Annotated in this window: 14 protein-coding genes and 1 pseudogene; 8 read left to right on the top strand and 7 right to left on the bottom strand. The window is 61.1% G+C overall.

Annotated elements, in window-relative coordinates; translation table 11 throughout:
- Positions 1–162 precede the first annotated feature (162 nt).
- Positions 163–1,146, bottom strand: coding sequence for a bifunctional riboflavin kinase/FAD synthetase (locus ACM5SV_RS34350; protein ID WP_222015673.1), 984 nt, complete (start codon positions 1,144–1,146; stop codon positions 163–165).
- Positions 1,147–1,177: 31 nt separating this feature from the next.
- Positions 1,178–2,026 carry a TIGR01459 family HAD-type hydrolase gene (locus tag ACM5SV_RS34345; protein ID WP_222015646.1) on the bottom strand — a complete coding sequence of 283 codons (849 nt, stop codon included), beginning with the start codon at positions 2,024–2,026 and terminating at the stop codon, positions 1,178–1,180.
- A gap of 394 nt (positions 2,027–2,420) precedes the next feature.
- Here ACM5SV_RS34345 and groES point away from each other — a divergent pair, with 394 nt between their 5' ends.
- The 3 genes from groES (at position 2,421) to ACM5SV_RS34330 (ending at position 5,613) form a co-directional block, all read left to right on the top strand.
- The gene (gene groES, locus ACM5SV_RS34340; protein WP_003545797.1) at positions 2,421–2,717 is read left to right on the top strand and encodes a co-chaperone GroES; all 297 of its coding nucleotides are present in this window, start codon (positions 2,421–2,423) and stop codon (positions 2,715–2,717) included.
- Between the two features lie 72 nt (positions 2,718–2,789).
- Positions 2,790–4,433, top strand: a complete 1,644-nt coding sequence (gene groL, locus ACM5SV_RS34335; RefSeq protein ID WP_012756206.1) for a chaperonin GroEL — start codon at positions 2,790–2,792, stop codon at positions 4,431–4,433.
- 733 nt (positions 4,434–5,166) lie between these two features.
- Positions 5,167–5,613, top strand: coding sequence for a hypothetical protein (locus ACM5SV_RS34330; protein WP_017993062.1), 447 nt, complete (start codon positions 5,167–5,169; stop codon positions 5,611–5,613).
- A gap of 63 nt (positions 5,614–5,676) precedes the next feature.
- On the opposite strand, the gene ACM5SV_RS34325 is transcribed toward ACM5SV_RS34330, so the two are convergent.
- Entirely contained in the window at positions 5,677–6,387 is a 711-nt protein-coding gene (locus ACM5SV_RS34325) for a glutathione binding-like protein (protein WP_012756204.1), read from the bottom strand.
- Positions 6,388–6,701: 314 nt separating this feature from the next.
- Here ACM5SV_RS34325 and ACM5SV_RS34320 point away from each other — a divergent pair.
- A pseudogene (locus ACM5SV_RS34320) lies at positions 6,702–7,114 on the top strand (DoxX family protein).
- A 78-nt stretch (positions 7,115–7,192) separates the two neighbouring features.
- Here ACM5SV_RS34320 and hisG read toward each other — a convergent pair.
- Genes hisG through hisS form a run of 3 tightly spaced genes read right to left on the bottom strand, consistent with a single transcriptional unit; the run spans position 7,193 to position 10,569 of the window.
- Positions 7,193–7,888: an ATP phosphoribosyltransferase gene (gene hisG / locus ACM5SV_RS34315; RefSeq protein ID WP_012756202.1), complete on the bottom strand. Its 696-nt coding sequence runs from the start codon at positions 7,886–7,888 to the stop codon at positions 7,193–7,195.
- Positions 7,885–9,006 carry an ATP phosphoribosyltransferase regulatory subunit gene (locus ACM5SV_RS34310; RefSeq protein ID WP_017993059.1) on the bottom strand — a complete coding sequence of 374 codons (1,122 nt, stop codon included), beginning with the start codon at positions 9,004–9,006 and terminating at the stop codon, positions 7,885–7,887. The genes hisG and ACM5SV_RS34310 overlap by 4 nt, the downstream gene beginning before the upstream one ends.
- Positions 9,007–9,048: 42 nt before the next feature.
- Positions 9,049–10,569, bottom strand: coding sequence for a histidine--tRNA ligase (gene hisS / locus ACM5SV_RS34305; protein ID WP_128407392.1), 1,521 nt, complete (start codon positions 10,567–10,569; stop codon positions 9,049–9,051).
- Between the two features lie 130 nt (positions 10,570–10,699).
- Between hisS and ACM5SV_RS34300 the strand changes: the two genes are divergently transcribed.
- The 3 genes from ACM5SV_RS34300 to ACM5SV_RS34290 all read left to right on the top strand — a co-directional run bounded on the left by ACM5SV_RS34300 (position 10,700) and on the right by ACM5SV_RS34290 (position 12,319).
- On the top strand, positions 10,700–11,461 hold the full coding sequence (locus ACM5SV_RS34300) for a hypothetical protein (protein ID WP_171815672.1): 762 nt from the start codon (positions 10,700–10,702) through the stop codon (positions 11,459–11,461).
- Positions 11,462–11,518: 57 nt separating this feature from the next.
- The gene (locus ACM5SV_RS34295; RefSeq protein ID WP_012756198.1) at positions 11,519–11,884 is read left to right on the top strand and encodes a hypothetical protein; all 366 of its coding nucleotides are present in this window, start codon (positions 11,519–11,521) and stop codon (positions 11,882–11,884) included.
- Between the two features lie 75 nt (positions 11,885–11,959).
- A complete protein-coding gene (locus ACM5SV_RS34290) occupies positions 11,960–12,319 on the top strand; it encodes a DUF305 domain-containing protein (protein ID WP_222015647.1) in 360 nt (119 codons plus the stop codon).
- A gap of 64 nt (positions 12,320–12,383) precedes the next feature.
- On the opposite strand, the gene ACM5SV_RS34285 is transcribed toward ACM5SV_RS34290, so the two are convergent.
- A complete protein-coding gene (locus ACM5SV_RS34285) occupies positions 12,384–13,433 on the bottom strand; it encodes an aldo/keto reductase (RefSeq protein ID WP_017993054.1) in 1,050 nt (349 codons plus the stop codon).
- A 237-nt stretch (positions 13,434–13,670) separates the two neighbouring features.
- On the opposite strand from ACM5SV_RS34285, the gene ACM5SV_RS34280 reads away from it, so the two are divergent.
- On the top strand, positions 13,671–14,375 hold the full coding sequence (locus tag ACM5SV_RS34280) for an HAD family hydrolase (RefSeq protein ID WP_017993053.1): 705 nt from the start codon (positions 13,671–13,673) through the stop codon (positions 14,373–14,375).

Below are 14,375 nucleotides of genomic sequence, written 5' to 3'. Positions count from 1 at the left end.
CGGGCCGATAATTCGCATCATCATTGCCAGCCGATATTTCGTCATCGCGCCGGTTCATAGGCGTTTTTGCCGGGAAAAGGAAGAGAAGAATTCGCGGTTGGCAATCCGCTTCAACGGCTGGAATCGCCGGTGGCCGCAGCGACAGCCGCACTCAAGGCGACCTCAGGAAAAGCACAGTTTCCGATCAAGCGCGCCGAGTGGCTTGACACCCGCAAGCAGCGCCCTCGCCTCTTCCTCATCGCGCTTGATCCGGGCGACGAGCGGATCGAGGCCGTCGAATTTCAGCTCGGGGCGGAGATAACCAAAGAAGGAGACGGAGCAGAGCTGGCCGTAGAGATCGCCGCTGAAATCGAAAAGATAGGTTTCGAGCAGCGGCGCGCCGTTTTCCGTGACCGTCGGGCGGCGGCCATAGCTTGCAACGGCATCGTGGAGCGTGCCGTCCTGGCGGCGGAAGCGGACGGCGTAGATGCCGGCGGCAAGATCGACCTCCGGCGGCAGGCGCATGTTGGCCGTCGGAAAACCGAGTTGGCGGCCGAGCTTTTCGCCATCGATCACCTCAGCTTCCACCGTATAGCGGTAACCGAGCATGCCGGCGACTTCACTGACATTGCCCTCCTTCAGGAGCGCGCGGATATGGCTCGAAGAGACGACATCGGCGTTTTCGTCACGGAAGGCATCGATCAGGGTGACGCCGAAGCCGTAGGTATGGCCGGCATTCATCAGGAAGGCCGGACCGCCCTCGCGGCCACGGCCGAAATGGAAATCGAAGCCGGTGACCACTTCGGAAGCGCCGAGCCAATCCTTCAGGATCGAATGGATGAAATCATCGGCCGAGCGCTGCGAGAATTCGTAGTCGAAGGGATATTCGATGACGGCGCTGAAGCCCAGCGTTTCCAGGATACGGGCTTTCAGCGGCGCCGGCGTCAGGCGGAAGACCGGTGTCTGCGGCCGGAAGACCGTGCGCGGATGCGGCTCGAATGTCAGCACCAAAGCGGGGATACCGCGCGCCTTGGAGATCTCGAGCGCCCGGCTCAGCACCGATTGATGGCCGCGGTGCACGCCATCGAAATTGCCGATGGCAATGACGCCGCCCTTTAGATGGGCGGGTAGGGGTTCCCGGGTTTCATTGCGGTGGAAGACGGTCATCGGCTGGCTTCTCTTCATGCAAGGCGTGTCTTCATGCAAGGCGGGGCATCCACCACTTCGGCGCGGCGTTTTCCTGTTCGAGATAGGCGTTGAGGATCGCCTCGTCGGTCTCGCCGTTGAGAGTATATTCCTTAGCGTGGATACCGCCGCTGATGTAGAGGAGGTCGAGGCCGTAATTCAAGGCGCCGCGCACGTCGGTCGGCATGCCGTCGCCGATCGCCAGCACGCGATCGACCGGGAAATCGCCGCGAAGCTCGCGGGCAGCCGCAAGCGTCGCCTCGTAGATCGGCCGGTGCGGCTTGCCGGCGATGCGGGTTTTGCCGCCCAGCTGCTCGTAATAGGCGGCCATGGCGCCGGCGCAAGGGATGATGCGATGGCCGCGCTCGACGATGAGGTCGGGATTGGCGCAGATCATCGGCACGTCGCGGGCTTTGAAATCGAGAAGCATGTCGGTGTAATCCTCCGGCTTCTCGGTCTCGTCGTCGAAAAAGCCGGTGCAGACCAGCGATTGCGCTTCGCCCGCCGGCCGGCGCTCGACGCCAATGCCTTCGAGCAGCGCCTTGTCGCGCTCGGGGCCGAGCAGAAAGACGGTCTTCGGCCCTTCGGCGATCAGCCCGCGCGTGACGTCGCCAGAGGTGACGATCCTGTCATAGGCACTGTCGGGAACGCCGATCTGGCGCAACTGATCGACCACCTGCCAGGAAAGGCGCGGCGAATTGGTGATGAGGACAACGGCGAGGCCGTTTTCGCGTGCCGCTTCAAGGGCTGCGGCCGCCTTCGGGAACGGATCGACGCCGTTGTGAACGACGCCCCAGACATCGCAGAGCACCACATCATAGCGACCTGATATCTCCGAGAAGTTTTCTATCCGCTTGGCCATTCCGATTTCCCGATTTGCTTCAGTCACCGGTGACATTGCAAAGGCGCAAGACGATGGCAAGGCATTTTCTTCGCCGCCGGGCCAATGCGTAGAGCTCGAACGGCGATCCGGAGGAGCGGAAGGGCAAAGGGTTTTGACGATTATCGCGAAGCGGCAGATCGCCGAGCGCGGACGAGTTCGGCAAAGTTCAGCTGCGCCGAGGTTTTGGCCGCAATCTCCGACTATTCTCCGGCATCTTCACAATTCCGGCACAAAAATTCGTGATTGCTCTCATTGACTCCTCTCGGAGCCATCCCTAAATGCTCGTCGCTAGCACTCACCGCAAGGGAGTGCTAACATCTATCCATGTGGGCCAATCCGGTCCGCGAATGTCATTCGATCGAGGGATTAGACAATGGCAAGCACCAACTTCCGCCCCCTTCACGACCGCGTCGTTGTTCGCCGCGTTGAGTCCGAAGCCAAGACCAAGGGCGGCATCATCATTCCCGATACCGCCAAGGAAAAGCCGCAGGAAGGCGAAATCGTCGCCGTCGGCTCCGGCGCGCGCGATGAGTCCGGCAAGGTCGTCGCACTCGACGTCAAGGCTGGCGACCGCATCCTGTTCGGCAAGTGGTCCGGCACCGAAGTCAAGATCGACGGCGAAGACCTTCTGATCATGAAGGAAGCCGACATTATGGGCATCATCGGCTGATCGGCCGACCTGCTTTCCCGAAATGGCTGACGGGCTCTTTGCCCGAACAACTCGAATTCAGGAGTTAAGAATATGGCATCTAAAGAAATCAAGTTTGGCCGCACCGCGCGCGAAAAGATGCTGCGCGGCGTCGACATTCTCGCCGATGCAGTGAAGGTCACGCTCGGCCCGAAGGGCCGTAACGTCATCATCGACAAGTCCTTCGGCGCGCCGCGCATCACCAAGGACGGCGTTTCCGTCGCCAAGGAAATCGAACTCGAAGACAAGTTCGAAAACATGGGCGCCCAGATGGTCCGCGAAGTTGCTTCGAAGACCAACGACATCGCCGGCGACGGCACCACGACGGCTACCGTTCTTGCCCAGGCGATCGTTCGCGAAGGCAACAAGGCCGTTGCAGCCGGCATGAACCCGATGGACCTGAAGCGCGGCATCGACCTTGCTGTTGCCGACGTCGTGAAGGATCTCCAGGCCAAGGCCAAGAAGATCTCGACTTCGGAAGAAGTTGCACAGGTCGGCACGATTTCGGCCAATGGCGACAAGCAGGTCGGTCTCGACATTGCTGAAGCCATGCAGAAGGTCGGCAACGAAGGCGTCATCACGGTTGAAGAAGCCAAGACCGCCGAAACCGAACTCGAAGTCGTCGAAGGCATGCAGTTCGACCGCGGCTACCTCAGCCCCTACTTCGTGACCAATCCGGAAAAGATGATCGCCGACCTCGAAGACGTCTTCATTCTCCTTCACGAGAAGAAGCTCTCGAACCTGCAGTCGATGCTCCCGGTTCTCGAAGCCGTCGTTCAGACCGGCAAGCCGCTCCTCATCGTCGCTGAAGACGTCGAAGGCGAAGCCCTCGCTACGCTCGTCGTCAACAAGCTGCGCGGCGGCCTGAAGATTGCTGCCGTCAAGGCACCTGGCTTCGGCGATCGCCGCAAGGCCATGCTCGAAGACATCGCCATCCTGACGGGCGGCACTGTCATCTCCGAAGATCTCGGCATCAAGCTCGAATCCGTCACGCTCGACATGCTCGGCCGTGCCAAGAAGGTTTCGATCTCCAAGGAAAACACCACGATCGTCGACGGTTCGGGCGCTAAGACCGACATCGAAGGCCGTGTTGCCCAGATCAAGGCCCAGATCGAAGAAACCACCTCCGACTACGACCGCGAGAAGCTGCAGGAACGTCTTGCCAAGCTCGCTGGCGGCGTTGCCGTCATCCGCGTCGGCGGCTCGACGGAAGTCGAAGTGAAGGAAAAGAAGGACCGCATCGACGACGCGCTCAACGCGACCCGCGCTGCCGTTCAGGAAGGTATCGTCCCCGGCGGCGGTATCGCTCTGCTCCGCTCCTCCACGAAGATCACCGTCAAGGGTGCAAACGACGACCAGGAAGCCGGCATCAACATCGTTCGCCGCGCCCTGCAGTCGCTCGTTCGTCAGATCGCTGAAAACGCAGGCGACGAAGCCTCGATCGTTGTCGGCAAGGTCCTCGACAAGAACGAAGACAACTACGGCTACAACGCCCAGACGTCCGAATATGGCGACATGATCGCCATGGGTATCGTCGACCCGCTCAAGGTCGTTCGCACGGCGCTGCAGAACGCTGCTTCTGTCGCATCGCTGCTGATCACCACCGAAGCCATGATTGCCGAACTGCCGAAGAAAGAATCGGCTGGCGGCGGCATGCCGGGCGGCATGGGCGGCATGGGCGGTATGGACATGATGTGATAGGCCAACGGCCTTTCACAGCATCGTTCATGAAACCGCCCATCATCTAAGATGGTTCAGCGCGTCAAGCGCGCTGAACTGGCGGTATGGACATGATGTGATCGGCGAAAGCCATCACTGACTACCATTCCGGCATCCGGAACAGGAAGGGCGGCTCTCGGGTCGCCCTTTTCTTTTGCCCAAAGCGATTCGACGTGCGGCACAGTGATTTGCATAGCCGACGAACGCCCGCCCGGCTCCCTTTTACAGGCCCCGGGCACGAAGCTTGCGCGAGGCTTGCGCTGCCTGCGTCTTTCTCAGCCCACCGACATGCGAGAGATCATTGAGTTGCGGCACGATTTCCGGCCTGACGCAGAGTGAAAACGTTTGCAACGCTCTCAAAGATGATCCTCCTGTGCCAATTCTGGCGAAATAGGCCGAAGATGCAGGCATCCTAAGAAATGAGGCCGATCCGAATACCCCTTAAAAAGCCGTTGCCGTTTGTCCAAAAGCCCCTATAAATCCGCGCTGCAATTAAAGTGCGCCCGGCGATAATTTTTCGCCAATAGACGAGGCCGGGGCGCGGAAGGCGATGCATGAACGTTCGGCTTCGAAGGGCTCCGGTTACGGAGGCCAGATGGCCGTGGCAATCATCGCCGGATGAAGCGCGGGCATCATGCCCGCTGCTGCGTGATCCTGTTTCTTTGTGTTTGCCGAGCGTGCGGCGGGAGCCGCATCCGAACGGGGGAACGCCTTGTTTAAGATCGCCAGAGCCAATGCAGCCGTACCTTTGACACCCGGCTCGTTTGATGACGCCAATCAAAATCACGAGATGTTGGCGCAGTTTTCCGTTTCCGAAGCTTGGACTGGAGATTTTTCGAGCGGCATGCTCCGTCTCGGCGAATGGAGCGCGATGCTGCACGGCCTTGCCGCACGGGAATGCGGACTGCTCAGCCTGATCCGCTGCTATGATGCCAAGGACCGCAGCCACATATTGGAGCTGTTCGAGCAGGCGGCGACGCTCTGCTCCTCCTTCTGTTTTTCGACGACGATCATCATGCCGAACGGCTTTCGCCAGCCGCTGTTCTGCATGGGCGAGTCCAACGGTCTCGAGCAGAAATACAGCGGCAGCATGGTCGGCGTCTTCGTCTTTCCGCGCTTCAAGCTGGAAGGCACAAAGCAGATCACAAGCCGGCGATAGGCCGGACATCAAGATAAAAGGCCGCCTCGAGGGCGGCCTTTCTACTTTGCAGCGATCCGTCCGTTACTCCGGCTTGACCGGTATGTTGAGTCCCCTGGCACTTGCCGGGCGGGCGATGCAGCGCTCCAGCCAATCCGAGACGGCGGGGAATTTTGCGTATTCGAGCACCTCGCGGCCGCCATAGAAAATATCGGCGCCGCGAACCCAGGTGAAGGTGGTGATGTCGGCGATCGTGTATTGATCGCCCATGATCCATTGACGACCCTTCAGCCGGTCATCGAGCACGCCGAGCAGCCGTTTGGATTCATCGCGATAACGCTCGACCGGATAGGAATTGTTGGCGACCTTGTCGGCGGCGAATTTATGGAAATGCCCGAACTGGCCGAACATCGGGCCGATACCCGCCATCTGGAAAAACACCCACTGGATGGTTTCGTAGCGACCGGCGGCATCAGCAGGGATGAGCTTGCCGGTTTTTTCGGCGAGATAAAGCAGGATCGCGCCGGACTCGAAAAGGCCGATCGGCTTCCCGTCCGGACCGTTCGGATCGATGATCGCCGGAATGCGGCCGTTCGGGTTGAGAGATTCGAATTCCGGCGACTTCTGATCGTTGGCGGCGAAGGAAATATAATGCGGCTCATAGGCGAGGCCGAGCTCTTCGAGGGCGACCGAGACCTTCACCCCATTCGGCGTCTGCAGGGAATAGAGCTGGATGATGTCGGGATTTTTTGCCGGCCAGCGCGTCGTGATCGGAAATGCGGAAAGATCTGCCATCGGAGTCTCCATGTTGGGCGCCGACCATAAGAGACCCGGCTTGGCAAAGGCAAGCGGGGGCAGCTAATGCATGTCGCCCAAAAGTGTGCTGCGGTTTTGGGCCAACGACACGCATGACCACAAAAGATCCAACCGCGTCGCATGAATCCGGTCGAACGCGACGCGCTTTGGAGATCGTTCCATATTAGTGAACGAAGTGTCCCCTTTCGTTTATCTTTCCACAACGCAAGAAAAGAGCGACATAGAGGCATCCGAGGTCGAACCGGTGCTGGGGCACCAAGATCTCCAAAGTCCTTGAAACGGAGACAACGTCCATGTCGAACAACGTCATCATCCTGATTGCCCGTATTCTTCTTTCCTTCATGTTCATCCTTTCCGGCTTCATAAAGTCACCGATCCTGCCGGTACTGCGGGCATGATCGCCGGTGCCGGCCTGCCGGCAGCCCTGCTGGCCTATGTCGCAGGCCTTTTCGAACTGCTGGCCGGCCTTGCGGTTCTCACAGGCTTCCAGGTCCGCATTGCCGGCTGGCTGCTCGCCGCCTTCTGTGTCTTCACGGGCATTGCCTTCCACCTGCCCTACGCGAGTGGCACGGAACTCGTGAATATTCTCAACCAGATCATGGTCATGAAGAATATCACGCTGGCCGGCGCGTACATACTGCTCGCCACCGTCGGTGCCGGCGCCTACTCGCTCGACGCCCGGCGCGGCGCCTACGCAACCGCCTGACACCAGCAGACATCCTCCCGGACATACAAAACCCGCCGTCATCCGACGGCGGGTTTTTCTTTGCCTTCATGACTGAGATCAGAGGGCGGCACGCACCGCATCGATGATCGCCTGCACAGCGGGTTCGCCGGCGTGGCTTTCCTTGCGGGCGCGCACGAGGCAGGCCTGCGAATGCAGGATGACGCCGTCCTGGAGCACCTTCAGATGGTTAGCGCGCAGCGTCGAGCCGGTGGAGGTGATATCGACGATGATATCGGCCGAGCCGGAGGCGGGAGCGCCCTCGGTGGCGCCCAGGCTTTCGACGATGCGATACAGCTGGATGCCGTGCTGGCTCGAAAAGAACTGCTGGGTCAGCCGCCAGTATTTGGTGGCGATGGCAAGGCGCCTGGAGTGGCGGGCGCGAAAATCGGCCGCGACGTCGACGAGATCGGCCATGGTGTCGACATCGAGCCAGATCTCCGGCACGGCGACGACGACATCGGCGTGGCCGAAGCCGAGGCGGGCGCAGAATTCGACGCGCTTGTCGACCTCGGCAAAACCTTCCCGCATCAGATCCTCGCCGGTAACGCCGAAATCGACCGTGCCGTTGCCGATTTCGCGGGAGATTTCGGACGCCGAAAGGAAGGCGATTTCCACATCGTCCCAGCCTTCGACGCGGCCGCGATAGGAGCGATCGTTGCCAACAGCCGAGATCGTCATGCCGGCACGTTCGAAGATCGCCGAAGCGTCCTCCTTCATCCGGCCCTTGGAGGGAAGCGCGATGGTGATGGTCATGCGGCTGCCCTTTCGGTTTCGATGCGGTCGAGCCAGAAGGAGAAGCCGACGGCCGGAATACGGTCCGTCGCACCCAGGAAGGTCAGGAGCCGGTCGAAGCGGCCGCCGCCGGCGAGCACCGCGGTCGAGCCTTCCACCGTCACCTCGAAGACGAGGCCGGTGTAATAGTCGAGCGGCCGTCCGAAGGCGGCGCGGTAGTCGAGGCAGGAAAGATCGACGCCGGCATTGGAAAGTGCTGCAACGCGGCCATTGAAGCGGGCGAGCGCGTTGCCGAGTTTCAGGCCGGCAGCATCGGCAAAACCGGAAAGGGCTGCGGAAGCATTGATAAGCGGCACGTCGAGCGACAGGAACTCTTCCAAAACACGGAAGGCCGCATCGTCGAGGCGCGTTTCGGACAGGATGAGCTTTTCCTTGAGCCTTCGGGCGATCTCCAGGGCCGAGCGGCCGGCATTCGTCGAATAGCCGGTCTTCTGCATCTCCCGCTCGAGATAGGCGACCAGCGCCTGCTCGTCGTCTGATGCGACAAGCCTGGCGATATCGTCGTCCAGCCCGGTGACGAATTGCGGGCTGACGAGGCTGGCAAGCAGGGCTTCCAGCTGCGTCATATTGCCGAAGGCGTGGATCAGGCGCTTCTGCCAGCCGAGCGGCAGGCCGAGCGCCTGGACGACAGCCTCGAACACTGCCTGGTCGCCCAATGTCACGGCTAAGCGGCGGCCCGGCAGCAGGCGGGCGAGAATGCCGGTGGCATCGCCGATGGCGCGGGCGTCGGCGTTTGACAGGTCGATATCGCCAAGATCCTCGATGCCGGCCTGATAGAATTCATTGGCGCCGTCGCGGCGCTGGCGGAAAACCTCGCCGAGATAGGCATAACGCTTCGGCGTGCCGGTCGCCGTCTCGATGTGGCGCAGACAGACGGGGATGGTGAATTCGGGACGTAGGCAGAGGCTGGCGCCGGTTTCGCTCTCCGTCATGAAGATGCGGCGGCGCAGATCCTCGCCGGCGATATCAAGGAAAGGTTCGGCCGGCTGGATGACAGGCGTGTCGATGCGCTCGGCGTTGCGCTCGATGAATTCGGCAATGAGGTCGTTGGCGAATTCGGGGAGATTGATCAGGGGCATGCTGCGCTCCGTATAATAGGCGACGGGCGTGCCGGAAATGCCTCAGACATTCGCCGCTCGCTTCCGATCCTCGGCCTGCGCAGCAAGGATCTCCCTGACCTTGGCGACGAGGTCGGCTTCCGGGACCGTCTCCTGCGCCACGCGCGCCTCGCGCCAGCTGGCATTGTCTTCAATCTCGCCGGAGAGCCGCTTGCCTTCGATCAAATCCTTGATCTGCACGACGCTTGTCGCGCGCTCGTCGCCGCCCTGGATGATGGCGACTGGGCAGCCGCGGCGATCGGCATATTTCAGCTGATTGCCGAACTTCTTCCAGTTGCCCTGGAACATCTCGGCGCGGATGCCGGCGGCGCGCAGTTCCTGCGTCATCTTCTGATAGCGGCCCATCGCCTCGACATCGCCGTCCATGACGGTCACCAGCACCGGCTCGATGACCTCACTGGCGCCGAGCTTGCCGAGGTTCTTCAGGGCTGTCATCAGCCTGGAGACGCCGATCGAAAAGCCGGTCGCCGGAACCGGCTGGCCCATGAAGCGGGAGACGAGGCCATCATAACGGCCGCCGCCGCCGACCGAACCGAAGACGACTTTTTCGCCCTTTTCATTGGTGACGTCGAAGGTCAGTTCGGCCTCATAGACCGGGCCGGTATAATACTCGAGGCCACGGACAACCGAGGGATCGATCTTGATGCGGTCAGGGCCATAACCGGCGCTGGTAACCAGCGCACCGATGAAATTCAGCTCGTCGACGCCCTCGCCACCCCTGGCGGTTCCCGCAACCAGCTCGGCGAGGCGGGCAGCGCTTTCGGCATAGTCCGTGATGCCGACGAAGAACAGCACCTTGTCGATCTGCTCCTTGTCGAGACCAGCACCCTTGGTGAAGTCGCCGGATTCATCCTTGCGGCCGGGACCGAGCAGCAGGGCCACGCCCTCCGGGCCGAACTTGTCGAGCTTGTCGATGGCGCGCAGCACGTTGAGCCGCTGGCCGGCCTTGTCGTCGCCGCCGAGACCGATCGCTTCGAGCACGCCATCCAGAACCTTGCGGTTATTGACGCGAATGAGGTAATCGCCGCGCTTGATACCGAGGGCTTCCAGCGTATCGGCCATCATCATGCACATTTCGGCATCGGCCTGCACGCCCGGCGCACCGACGGTATCGGCATCGAACTGCATGAACTGGCGGAAGCGGCCGGGGCCAGGCTTCTCGTTGCGGAAGACGTAACCGGCGCGATAGGTGCGATAGGGCAGCTGGATTTCGTTGAAATTCTCGGCGACATGACGGGCGAGCGGCGCGGTCAGGTCGTAACGCAGCGACATCCACTGCTCGTCATCGTCCTGCAGCGAGAAGACGCCCTCGTTCGGCCGGTCGCTGTCAGGCAGGAACTTGCCGAGCGCATCGGTATATTCGAACAGCGGCGTTTCGAGCGGATCGAAACCATAATGCTCATAGACTTCCCGGATCTTTGCCGTCATCTCGTTGACGGCGCGGATATCGCCGGCCGTCCGGTCGACGAAGCCGCGCGGCAGGCGGGCCTTGAGCTTTTGCGGTTTCTTCTGCTTGTCGTTCATTTCCGGGGATTCCACTGACTGTGACAGTGGCGGTTTCCTAGCGGATTGGGCGGGGAGCGGCAAGGGCGAAGGGCCTTGATCTCAAGACCGGAATCGATTGAACGAAGAGGCATCCATCAGAAATGCGGATATGTTCATGATCACTGAGGCGCTTCTCTATGCCGCAACCTTGCCGCTGACCGGCAAGCCGCATCGAAAGTTCATCCGCTATTCCGTCAATCTCTGGTCGCGGGCCGGGCGCTGCGCGGCGGATTGGGCCGAACATGAGGAGATGAGCCGGAAGGCGATCCTGGCGGCGACGGCCGATCTCAGACAGAAGCGGACCGCCGTCGTCCTCGGCTCCGGCCTGTTGCGCGATGTACCGATCGAAGTGCTGGCGCGAGATTTCGACACCGTCGTCCTGGTCGATCTCGTTCATCTCGCCTCGGTGCGCCTGTGGCTGTCGGCCAAGTTCCATCGCAATGTCCAACTGATCGAGCGCGATCTTTCCGGCTACGACGACCTCGCCGCCGGCCGCGAGCCCGAACCGCTCGGCTTTTTGCGTGCTGTGCCCTATCTCGATTTGGTGGTATCCGCCAACCTGTTGTCGCAGATCGGCCGCGGTGTGAAACGGCGCCATGGGGCCGAGGCGGGGCGAATGCCTGAAGACACGGTGGAAAGGCTGATCGCGGCGCACCTGACCGGGCTTTCGGGGCTTCCCTGCCGCAACTGCCTGGTAACCGACATCGCCTATGCCGTCATCGACCGCAACGGCAAGACGCATGAAGAGGCCGACCTGCTGCATGGCGTTTTGCCGCCGCCGGCAAAAGCCGCCTGGACATGGCCGGTCGCGCCGCTCGGCGAAGAGAGCAAGGATTATAGGATCGAGCACAATGTCATGGCTGCTTGGTGACCAGGATGTGACCGCCGATTGCCTTGGCTTGTATCCAGCATTCGCCTATAAAACAGCATGCGCATGCTCGCCCTCATCACGATGTTTCTCGGCTGGCTGGTCTACAGCGCCATGTCCGCATGGGCCGGCTGCCCGACCTGTGCGTCGATGAATGCGCCGGTCGTCGTCGAAAACGGCATGCACCATCAGATGGCTGGCATGGATAGGCATGAGGCGGCTGATACGGCCGATCCGTTGAAAGACCCTTGCGCCACCGGCAACTCCGCGCATATGCCGCTTTGCGTCGCCTGTCTTTTGCTGCCAGCGACGGTGACGGTCATGGATGGCGGAAAGTCCATTTTCGGCTATCCCGCCCCGGCGCTTGCCCGCGCCCTGGACGACGACAAGCCGACGCCGCAGCCGCCCCCTCCCCGACTGTCCTGACACGACGACTATCCATGCCAATCGGGTGGCCCAGCCGCCCGGCAAACCTATTGTCAGACAGAGGAAGGAACTCTCATGTCTTTGAAAATCATCACCCTCACCGCAATGCTCGCCATCATTGCCGCTCCCGTCCTTGCCGAAGACAAGCCGATGGACATGAGCAAGCCAATGGGCAACCACGATGCGGCGAGCCACGCCTTCAGCGAGGCGAACGCCAAGATGCACAAGGATATGATGATCGACTATAGCGGCGATGCCGATGCGGATTTCGTCCGCGGCATGATCCCGCATCATCAGGGTGCGATCGATATGGCCAGGATCGAGCTGCAATACGGAAAAGATCCCGATATCCGCAAACTCGCCGAAGCCGTCATCAGGGCGCAGGAAGCCGAAATCGCCGAGATGAACGCCTGGCTTAAGGCCCACGGCAAGTAGTCGATCGTTGAGGAAAAGGGGAACGCCGGATGTCCGGCGTTCCCCAAGACTTATGTTGGCGAGGTCAGTCCTTCGGCTCGAAATCGGCCGGGCGGCGGCCGGCGCCCTGTCGCGCCAGCATCCAGCCCGGATATTCGGGCGCAAGCGCGCTCACCTCGTCGAGCTTCTTGATATCCCCTTCATCGAGCTGCAGCTTGACGGCGGCAAGGTTCTGGTCGAGCTGATCGACACGCTTGGCGCCGATGATGACTGTCGTGACGAAGGGCTTGGCCAGGATATAGGCGAGCGCGACGGTGGCGACGCTGACGCCGTGCTTTTCGGCGACTTCGCGCATGACGGCGACACAGGCCCAGGCCTTGTCCTTGTCGACGGGCGGGAAATCGAAACTGGCGCGGCGGCCTTCACCATTGCCGGGCGCGCCGGGACCGTACTTGCCGGAGAGCAGACCGCCGGCGAGCGGGGACCAGACCATCAGGCCAAGCTTTTCCTCCTGCATCATCGGCACGATGTCGCGTTCGAGATCGCGGCCGGCGATGGAGTAATAGGCCTGCACGGTTTCGAAACGGGCAAAGCCGCGGCGCTCCGACAGGCCGAGTGCCTTGGAAATGCGCCAGGCCTGCCAGTTGGAGACGCCGATGTAGCGCACGAGACCACGGGACACGAGATCGTCGAAAGCGCGTAGCGTCTCCTCGATCGGCGTCACCGTATCGGTCGCATGGATCTGATAGAGATCGATATGATCGGTCTGCAGCCGCTTGAGGCTCGCCTCGACCGAGTCCATGATGTGACCGCGCGAGGCGCCGCGGTCGTTCGGCTTGTCGCCCATGACGCCGTAGACCTTGGTGGCGATGACGACGTCCTTGCGTTGGATGTCGAGGTTCTTCAGCGCCTGGCCGAGCAACCTTTCGGACTCGCCGGTCGAATAGACGTCGGCCGTATCGATGAAATTGACGCCTGATGCAAGCGAGCGCTCGACGATCCGGTCGGCGGCATTCTGGTCGACGTCGGCGATGGCGCCCCAGGCAGTGCCTTGCTTGGCTTCGCCGAAGGTCATCGTGCCCAGGCAGATTTCCGAGACGAAAAGTCCGGTATTTCCGAGTTGATTGTAACGCATGATCGAAAAATTCCTTTGTGTCTGCCGCAAGAGGGGCTTGCGAACTACTGAACTTCATTTTTTGATTATTGGCCTGCATATGACAGGCACAGCCGTGGCTGGCTGCAAGGTGAGGCGATTTTCATGTAGTGCGGCGTCGGCGCTTTTCAACGCCGTAGCTTGGCTCTGCGGAGGCTATGCCCTTGTCTCGACACAGGCCGCCGATAGATTGCCGGCCATATTTTAAGAGGTGCGCATATGACGACGCGACCACTGACCACGATCGGCTTCGATGCCGACGATACACTCTGGCAGAACGAACAATATTACCGGCTGACGGAAGCCCATTTCACCGGGCTTCTTGCCGATTTCGCCGAAGGACCGAAGATTTCCGAACGGCTGCTGGAGGCCGAAAAACGCAACCTTCGCCATTACGGCTTCGGCATCAAGGGTTTCACGCTGTCGATGATCGAGACGGCGATCGAGATCACCGAGGGCAAGATTCCGGCCGGCGTGATCGCCAAGATCCTCGATACCGGCCGCGAGCTCCTCTCTCATCCTGTCGAGACCATGCCGCATGTGCGCGACACGCTGGAGGCGCTTGCCGGCAAATACCTGCTTGTCATGATCACCAAGGGCGATCTCTTCGATCAGGAGCGCAAGCTCGCCCAATCGGGGCTCGGCGACTTCTTCGATGCCGTCGAGATCGTCTCCGACAAGACGGCGGTCACCTATCGCCGCATCTTCGCCAAGGTCGGCGACGGGCCGGAGCGGGCAATGATGGTCGGCAATTCGCTGAAATCGGACATCGTGCCGGCGATCGCCGCCGGCAGCTACGGCGTCTTCGTGCCACACGAACTGACCTGGGTGCTGGAACATGTGGACGAGCCGAAAGAGGCGCCGCGTTTCCGCAAGATCGACCACCTCGGCGAATTGCGCGACCTGATCGCCCGGCTCGGCTAA

The organism is Rhizobium sp. CRRU65 (genome assembly GCF_048551595.1).
GTDB lineage: Bacteria > Pseudomonadota > Alphaproteobacteria > Rhizobiales > Rhizobiaceae > Rhizobium > Rhizobium leguminosarum_J.
Note: the sequence above shows the minus strand (reverse complement) of the source record. Positions and strands in the feature narration are given on the sequence as shown.